The organism is Streptosporangium fragile (genome assembly GCF_039534445.1).
Taxonomy (GTDB): Bacteria; Actinomycetota; Actinomycetes; order Streptosporangiales; family Streptosporangiaceae; genus Streptosporangium; species Streptosporangium fragile.
The window spans coordinates 140,612-148,512 of record NZ_BAAAVI010000014.1 but is presented as its reverse complement, the minus strand read 5'-3'; the positions used below and the strand labels follow the sequence as shown (position 1 = coordinate 148,512).

8 protein-coding genes are annotated in these 7,901 nt (G+C 69.8%); 3 read left to right on the top strand and 5 right to left on the bottom strand.

Annotated elements, in window-relative coordinates:
- Positions 1 to 156 precede the first annotated feature (156 nt).
- Positions 157 to 405, top strand: a complete 249-nt coding sequence (locus ABD841_RS12290; protein WP_344970727.1) for a hypothetical protein — start codon at positions 157 to 159, stop codon at positions 403 to 405.
- Between the two features lie 1,076 nt (positions 406 to 1,481).
- On the opposite strand, the gene ABD841_RS12285 is transcribed toward ABD841_RS12290, so the two are convergent.
- From ABD841_RS12285 to ABD841_RS12275, 3 genes are all read right to left on the bottom strand, one after another.
- Positions 1,482 to 1,814, bottom strand: coding sequence for a YnfA family protein (locus ABD841_RS12285; RefSeq protein WP_344970725.1), 333 nt, complete (start codon positions 1,812 to 1,814; stop codon positions 1,482 to 1,484).
- A 306-nt stretch (positions 1,815 to 2,120) separates the two neighbouring features.
- Entirely contained in the window at positions 2,121 to 2,567 is a 447-nt protein-coding gene (locus ABD841_RS12280; protein WP_344970724.1) for a MerR family transcriptional regulator, read from the bottom strand.
- Positions 2,564 to 2,896: a hypothetical protein gene (locus ABD841_RS12275; protein ID WP_344970722.1), complete on the bottom strand. Its 333-nt coding sequence runs from the start codon at positions 2,894 to 2,896 to the stop codon at positions 2,564 to 2,566. Before ABD841_RS12275 ends, ABD841_RS12280 begins: the two co-directional genes overlap by 4 nt.
- A gap of 289 nt (positions 2,897 to 3,185) precedes the next feature.
- Between ABD841_RS12275 and ABD841_RS12270 the strand changes: the two genes are divergently transcribed.
- Positions 3,186 to 3,764: a hypothetical protein gene (locus ABD841_RS12270; RefSeq protein ID WP_344970720.1), complete on the top strand. Its 579-nt coding sequence runs from the start codon at positions 3,186 to 3,188 to the stop codon at positions 3,762 to 3,764.
- A 252-nt stretch (positions 3,765 to 4,016) separates the two neighbouring features.
- Here ABD841_RS12270 and ABD841_RS12265 read toward each other — a convergent pair whose 3' ends face one another.
- Both ABD841_RS12265 and ABD841_RS12260 read right to left on the bottom strand, forming a co-directional pair.
- The gene (locus ABD841_RS12265) at positions 4,017 to 4,580 is read right to left on the bottom strand and encodes an SMI1/KNR4 family protein (RefSeq protein WP_344970718.1); all 564 of its coding nucleotides are present in this window, start codon (positions 4,578 to 4,580) and stop codon (positions 4,017 to 4,019) included.
- A 333-nt stretch (positions 4,581 to 4,913) separates the two neighbouring features.
- Positions 4,914 to 5,534: a leucine-rich repeat domain-containing protein gene (locus ABD841_RS12260; protein WP_344970716.1), complete on the bottom strand. Its 621-nt coding sequence runs from the start codon at positions 5,532 to 5,534 to the stop codon at positions 4,914 to 4,916.
- Between the two features lie 417 nt (positions 5,535 to 5,951).
- On the opposite strand from ABD841_RS12260, the gene ABD841_RS12255 reads away from it, so the two are divergent.
- Positions 5,952 to 7,871, top strand: a complete 1,920-nt coding sequence (locus ABD841_RS12255) for a glycosyltransferase family 2 protein (RefSeq protein ID WP_344970714.1) — start codon at positions 5,952 to 5,954, stop codon at positions 7,869 to 7,871.
- The last annotated feature ends 30 nt before the right edge of the window (positions 7,872 to 7,901 follow it).

Below are 7,901 nucleotides of genomic sequence, written 5' to 3'. Positions count from 1 at the left end.
TGCGGCCTGGGGGCCGGTCCCGGCCGGCGGCGCCCCGGGCCGTCCACCGACCCGCACGCCCGCCGTACCCAACCCGCTCGCCGACCACCGGCCCGCCGCCGCCACAGAACGTGTCCGCATCGACCGCCTCCGGCATACGCCGCCTACAGTGGTGCCATGGCCGAGAGCACGCCACCCCCGGACGGTCGCTACTCCGAACTCCGCAGGCTCGGCGAAGAAGAGCGTTACCTGACTCGTGAACTCCAGGAAGTCCGTGCCGAGATCGCAAGCCTCGTGCAGCAGCTCCTGCCCCACCATTCCCGCGCAGAGAAGATCGACGAAGTCGTGCAGGCCAGCGGGTACAGCCGGCACCTGATCGACGTTCTCCGTTACAAGGACCACCCATGGCACCGCCCGACCTCCTGATGGCAGGGCCGACAAGAACAGCCTCCGGCGGGGGCCTCGGCTCCGGGATGATCGCGGCTGCAAGGCCGTAGACCGCAGGTGGCTGAGGTGGGGCCTGATCGTCCCGTCTGCCACGTCCCAGGCAAGCCCAACATCCCGACTCCTCCGGTTCAAGGCCGTCTGTGAACGTTGGCGTCCGATGACCGAGGAACGGCGACCGGTTGACGTACACGCGAAGACGGCCTTGACCCTCCGTCCCCGGGCTGTTGCCCCTCCGGGGTGGGACGAGGCAGACGGGACGATCAGGCGGGGAGGGGCGTGTGCGTCCGCACGGGGTTCTCCGGTCGTGCCCGTCGCGTGCCCGTCAGGAGGGTGGACAAGGGGGAATCACGGGGACTCACGGGCAGGGTGACACCAGCCCTGACCTGGAGCGCAGCAGGTCACGAGGGTGTGAACTGAGATCTTGTAAACTGTAGGTCAGGGGTTCGATTCCCCTCGTCGGCTCGCAGAACGAAGGCCCAGGCCAAGGGCGCGATTCCTTGACCTGGGCCTTCGTCGTCCCCGGGCATCCGGAGCGCCGCGTGCCACTCACGTTCCGGGTCTTCGTCTCCCGGGCCACCGCGAGAGCGCTGCCGAGGGCTGCGCGATTACGACACTCTTCAGGGCCGCGCCGGCTGCTTCCTTCCCGAGCCCGCGCCGACCGACGAAGCGGTAGGTCATGGAGAAGCCGCCAGACCTTGGCAGGCACCTTTTCCGCGATGCCGAACGGGATCGCCCAGGTTGCCGGATCGACCATGGCGTCCGGCGCGCCGCCACGCTTCCGCCGGCGACGTTCGGCGATGACGACGGTCACCACGACACCGAGCAGGAGCAGAGCGTGGAGGCGCGGATGGGCAGCGGACCCAGATAGCAGACCCCTTCGGGCGGACTGGGAATCACGGCAGGCGACATGGCAGGCAGACCTAATCCAAACGACGTAGGACGCCCGCCGGCCTCACGACAGTAACGGGCACTGAAGTCGAACCGGCCCCGGGTCACCGGCATCGACCGGCATTCTCATCGACATCGGATCGGCGCTCGACGTCGGTCGCCTCTGATCATCCACGAGGGGCGTACATGATGACCAGGACGCCGAGCATGCAGATGGCTGCCCCGATGACGTCCCACCGATCCGGCTGGAACTTGTCCACCACCACGCCCCACACCAGCGAGCCCGCGACGAACACGCCTCCGTAGGCGGCCAGGATGCGGCCGAAGTTGGCATCGGGCTGGAAGGTGGCCACCAGCCCGTACAGGCCCAGAGCGATGACCCCGGCCCCGACCCACAACAGCCCGCGCTGTTCTCTCACGCCCTGCCAGACCAGCCAGGCCCCGCCGATCTCGGCGAGAGCAGCCACCACGAACAGCAGGAGGGAACGCGCGACAGTCACGGCTGCGACTGTAGAGGACCGCTCTCCGTGTGCTGGTGAGCCCTGCCTTGGCAACCACAGCCAGCGCCACCCGCGCACCCGGTGGTCTGCTTACGACGGCGCACCATCCACGCCGGCCCCCAGGTCAGTACGGCCAGGCCCGTCAGGGCCACGGCCACAGTCGGCATGGCATCGGTGAGCGCAACAGCCCCGGCGCCTCCGATCACGCCGGCGGCCGACAGGACGGGAAGCGCGCAGCAGGCCGCACAGGCCAGCGCCGCCAGTCCGGTCAGGCCCGCAGGGAGCGGACGCTTACGCCGTTTCGGATCACTTGACGTCGGCACGCCGCGCTCCTTCCACCAACTCGGCGAACGGCAGCGGGCAGCACGAACTCGCCGCGCACGCCACCAGGTCGTCACACCCGGCCTCCACCGCCTGGAGCAACGTCTCCCGAATCGTCTGGAGATCGGCGATCTTCTGTTCCACCTCGGCCAGCTTGGCGGCGGCCCGTGCCCGCAACCCGCTGTCCGGCCTGCCGTGGCGATGTCCACCCGCCTCGACCAGATCGGCCACCTCTTCCAGGGTGAAACCCAGCCGTTGCGCCGCCTTGATCACCCGGAGGGCGATCACCGTCTCCGGCGGATACAGCCGGTGCCCGCCGTTGCTGCGCTGCGGTTCCTGCAGCAGGCCCCGCCGGTGGTAGTACCGCAACGTCTGGGCGTTGACGCCCGCTGCTTCGGCGACCTCTCCGGTACGCAGCCACTTGCCGGTCATGACGCGACCTGAGGAGCCGACTCGGCCGCCCGGACGGCCAGCCCGTCGAGCACCTCCGTGTGAGCCTCCGGGACTTCCACGTCCAGGGACAGACGCTCACCGCCGGGGGTGAGGGTGAAGGTGAAGAACGAGCAGCACCCCGTCTCCCGTGCCGTCAGGTCCCGCGTGGTCTCCTCCACCTGCGCTCCGCCGTCGAGGACGAGCCGTAGATGTGTCGGTGCCACCCGTTCCAGCCCGCGCAGCGCCGAGGCGAACAACGCATCGAACTCCGCCACCCGCAACGGTCGTTCCTCGGTGGGAAGCGTGCATTCGGCCGGTGCCCATCCCATGAGCCCTCCCAGGACCAAGACCGCCCGCCTCGGATGCGAGCGATCCCTACAGCTCGACGGTAAGCCTGTACCGGGGTACAGGATGCAACCCCCTGACCGCATCGCCCTCACGGTCGCCTGAGAGCGGCTGATCACCGTTTGCGATCTGTGGGTCAGGGGTTCGATTCCCCTCGTCGGCCCGTGGCAAAGGCCGGGTCACCCGGAATTCGGGGCCCGGCCTTCTACTGCGGATGGCCTGCACGGCGAACGGCAGGGGCATTCTCCGGTTCACCCGGCTAGGGTCCTTCGTATGCTCACCCCGTCAGTCATCCGGCACCAGGCGCCGAATAGGAGCCAGTGGTGGCGATTAGGACTCGTCTTCGGCCCCGTTGTCATCAGTGCCGTCCTGACCCTCTTCGCTGCGGCTTATCCCGGCGGCCACCATCTCTTGGGCCTCTTCGCCGTCCCCATATGGCTCTTGTCCGGCCTCATATGGGTCTCGCTTCTCATGACACGGGACAGCAGATACAGGCGTAGCCCGTGGATCATCGCGATGCCACTCATCGGGGCGTTTACGCTCGCGCTGGCGAACTCCCCGGTTCCGATGCGGGTAGCGTTTCTGATCTCCGAGTCCGCTCTCACCGCCTATTCGCAGTCGTTACCCGAACAGGATCGTGTGTCGTTCAGGGAACAGCGTGTCGGCCTGTTCACCATCGAAACCGCACAAAGATGGGGCGGAATCACCCGCCTCGGCGTGGCCAACACCGGAGGCACGCTTGAGAAATGCGGATTTTCTCACGTCCCGGAGGGGCGAACGAAGGACCTCGGCGTCTCGACGGTCAACCATGTGATCGGCGATTGGTACGCGACGTGCACGAACTACGACTGACTTGCTGAACGCGGAACCATGCCGCAATCTTCTGGCGACGCCGTAACCATTGCCGAATTGTTCTCGCGAGTATCGAGTATCAAGGCGCCGCCGCACCCGGCCCTCCGCCGCCCGCCGCCCGCCGTCCGGGCGTGCGGCCTGGGGGCCGGTCCCGGCCGGCGGCGCCCCGGGCCGTCCACCGACCCGCGCGCCCGCCGCAACCGACGCACTCGCCGATCCCAGCGACACGCCGCCGCCCACTCGCGGGCACCGTCAGCGATCAACCGGCCCAGCGCACTCCCGGCAGGCCCAGACGCCACACGTGATCTCGTCGAAGACCGGGAGTTCCGGAAGCCTCAGCGCGCTGCCGGAAACCCAGTGCAGCAGAAACTCCGTCATCGGCACATGAACAGCCGGGCCCTGCTCGCGGTGCCGAGGCCAGACCACCACCGGCCAGTCATCGGGGTCACCCACCGTCAACCACCCGAAGTGGTCACCGTCGATGATGGCTCCCCAGGCCAGGAAACCCTCAGGCTCAGGCCGGGCCGCGAACGGATAGGACGCCGGGTGAGCACTGCGCAGGACGCGATAGACGTCTCCCGCGGACTGCGGTCCCCGCCGAGGATCGCCGTCATGCGAATGGCGGAAGTCGTTGACGCCCAGCCACTGGTTGAACTCGCACGCCCCGTAGCGCTCGGCGAACTCGACGAAGTCCCATGGCAACTCCGTCTCGAAGGCGGCGAAGACCTGACCCCAATCGAGCGTCACCGGTGACAGGCCGGCCGGTGGAGGCACCCGGGCGATGAGCTGATCCAGCGCCGTCTGACCATCGCTCACGGGCCGACTGTAGCGAGGGAAGCTGACAAACCAGCCTCCGGCTTCGGATGATCATCGGGGGCAAGGGCCGGGTTCGTAGGTGGCGGAGGGCTGGTTCTTCCCGTCACCGTCGTCCTACGGCCCGCTCCCCGGAGAGTGAGACGACAACGACGGGAAGAACCGGCGGGGAGGGGTGTGCGCGTCCGCACGGGGTTCTCCGGCCGTGCCGCTCGCGTGCCGGCAAGGCAGGGGAACGAGGGGCGGTCATGAGGACTCGCCGGCAGGGTGACACCTCTCCTGATCTGGGACGCAGCAGGTCGGAGGGGCGCGCACGGAGATCTTGCGATCTGTGGGTCAGGGGTTCGATTCCCCTCGTCGGCTCGTGGCAAAGGCCAGGTCACCCGGGATTCGGGGGCCCGGCCTTCTGCTGTCCGGCCGAACTCCACGATCTTCCGTGCCCGTCGGTCCAGGCTCTCGTGAACGCCCCCGAGAGCGTCTGCACGACGATCCTGTCCTGATCCTGACGGCGTGCTGCCGGATCGGCGCCGCCCGCGCGGGGGATGCCCTGTCCGGTGGCCCGGACCTTTCGCGGCTCTTCCGGCATCCGCGGTTCCACGCCGATCGCTCACGCGCTTGACGTCCGAGCTTGTTCCAGCGCAGGTCGAGCTTCTCCAGGGCGGGCAGGTCGCCCAGGACGTCAGGGACCTCGCGTAGGCGGTTGTTGCGCAGATCCAGGTGGGTGAGGCGGCGCAGCCGGTTGCCGTCCAGCTGGAGGTGGACCAGTTCGGACAGGCCGCCGACCCAGCCGGGCAGCCGGTCCAGCTCGTTCCAGGCCAGGTCTGCGCTGCTCAGCCCGGCCAGCTCGCCGGGGGACTCGGGGAGCGCGGTCAGGCCCGTTGCGGGGACGTTCAGCGCGTGCGGCGCGGATCTCCTCGGGGTTCGTCGGCCGGTACGGGGCGGGGGCCCGCCGGGCAACGATTATGGGCATGCGAGGGCGTCCGGGCGTCCGGGCGTTCGGGCGTCCGGGCCGGTCGGGGCGGGGGCCGCGCGCGGGTCGGCAGGAGCGGCGGGCACGTATGAGCCGGCCGAGGTGTGCCGGGCCGCCGGATGTATGGGCCGGTCGGGGCGTGCCGAGCCGCCGGGCCGGTCGGGGTGACGAGAGGCAATGAGGGGTGGTGAGGCGTGCACGGGCCGGGCGGGGGAGGTGGATGTGCGGGTCGAGCCGAGGGAGACGGGACGGGCGAGGCGGACGAAGCACTTGTTTCCCTCCGAAGCGGCGGCCCTGGCCGGAAGGCCGGGGAACCAACCCGGCGGATCCGCCTCGCACGGGAGGCTCTTCGTCACATACTGAGATGCCAGATAAGCAGAAAGTGACCGACGAGGGGCGCGGCGGTGACGGGAACGATCCTCCAGCGAGTCCGCATGAGGCAGGGCGGCTCCGACAGCATCGGGGAGGGCTCCGGCATCACCAGGGAGGAGGTGGTCCGGCCCGAGGTCGACGTCACCGTGGTCGTCCCCGTCCACAACTGCCGGCCCTATCTCGACCGGTGCCTGACTTCACTGCTCGTCCAGCGCGTCGCCCTGGAGATCGTGGTCGTCGACGACGGTTCCACCGACGGTGGCACCGACCTGCTCGACCTGTACGCCTCCTACCACCGCGGTGTCATCCGCGTCGTCAAACAGGAGGCGTCGGGCGGCGCGGGCCGGCCGCGCAACGTCGGGCTCGCCCACGCGCGCGGCAGATACGTGTTCTTCTGCGACGCGGACGACTACCTCGGTCCCGAGGCGCTGGAGCGGATGCTCGCGATGGCCGACCGTAACGGCTCGGACATCGTGCTCGGCAAGATCGTCGGACATGACCGCCGGGCGCCGGTCTCGATGTTCCATGAGAACGCCGAACGGGCGCCGCTCGGTGACAGCGCGGTCTACAACAGCCTGAGCTGCTTCAAGCTCTTCCGCCGGGAGATGTTGGAGCGGTACGCCATCCGTTTCGACGAGACGCTCCTGGTGGGCGAGGACGTCGTCTTCACCACCCACGCGTACTGCCACGCCGAGGTGATCTCGGTGGTCGCCGACTACGACTGCTACCACCTGGTCGACCGGCCCGACGGCACCAGCATCATGCAGCGCCCGGGCAGTCGTGACCCGGTCGCCTGGCTGCGGATGATCAGGCGGCCGATCGAGTTGATGCTCGCCCACGTGCGCCCCGGCGACCTGCGCGACCACCTGCTGCGGCGCCACTTCCGGCTGGACGCCTTCGGCAGCCTCGGCCGGCCGTTCCTGGAGGCGGGGGAGGTCGAGCGCAAGGAGATCGTGGCCGAGGTGGCCGACATGTGCGACCGGTGGCTGACCGACGGGGTCCGCGCCCGGCTCCCCGCGATCGACCGGAGCCGGATCGCCGCGCTGGAGGACATCGACCGCCTCGTCCGGCTGGCGCACATCGAGTCGGCCGCGGTCCGCCGGGAGCTCACCGGGCTCCGCTGGGACGAGCGGGGGCGGCTGGTCGTCTCCGGGAAGGTCGCGCTGGGCGTGCCGGAGCAGTACGGCCGGTTGGAGATCCCCGGTGGAACCCCGGCCCTGGTGCTGCGGCGCCGGCACGAGGGCCCCGGCCCGCAGGAGGAGGTCGTGATCCCGGTGACCGGCGGTTGCGCGGGGTTCACCGGGGTCGTGGACGCCTGCGGGCTGCCCTCCGGGGTCTGGGATGTCCACATCCGGGTTGACTTCCAGGGTGTGCCGCGGATCGCGCGTCTCGGTGCCGACCGTGACGGCCGCGTCGCCCCGCCGGAGCCGAGGGTGGCCGGGGCCGCCGTCGCCCTGCCGTACTTCACCCGGCCCTACGGCAACCTCAGTCTTGACGTCGGCGGGCATGTGATCGCGGTCCCGGGCTGTGTGCGGCTGGTGTGCGCCCGCTGGGCGGCCGGGCACCGGCTGGTCCTCGACGGAGAGGTCACCGTGGGCGGCGAGGCCGTGGCGGCTTCGGTCGCACGCCATCTGGTCTGGCGGGAACGCGAGTCGGGGCGTGAGCGGCGTGAGACGGCGGCGACCGGAGACGGCGGCGTCTTCACCGCCGGGCAGGCCATGGGCCGGCTGAGCCCCGGCACCTGGGACGCCTATCTGGAGGTGGACCTGGGCGGGCCGCCCGCCCGCTTCAGGGTCGAGGCGGCGCCGGAGGTGATCGCCGAACCGCGCACGTGGTGGCGGGGCGCGATCCGCTGGAGCGTCCGGCCCTACGCGACCGCCGGGAAGGGCCGGCTCAGCACGGTGGTCCGCACCCTCGGCCCCCGCACGTTCGTCAGGCGCATGATTCGTTGATGCCAGTATCTTGCAAGTACAAGCCCATGG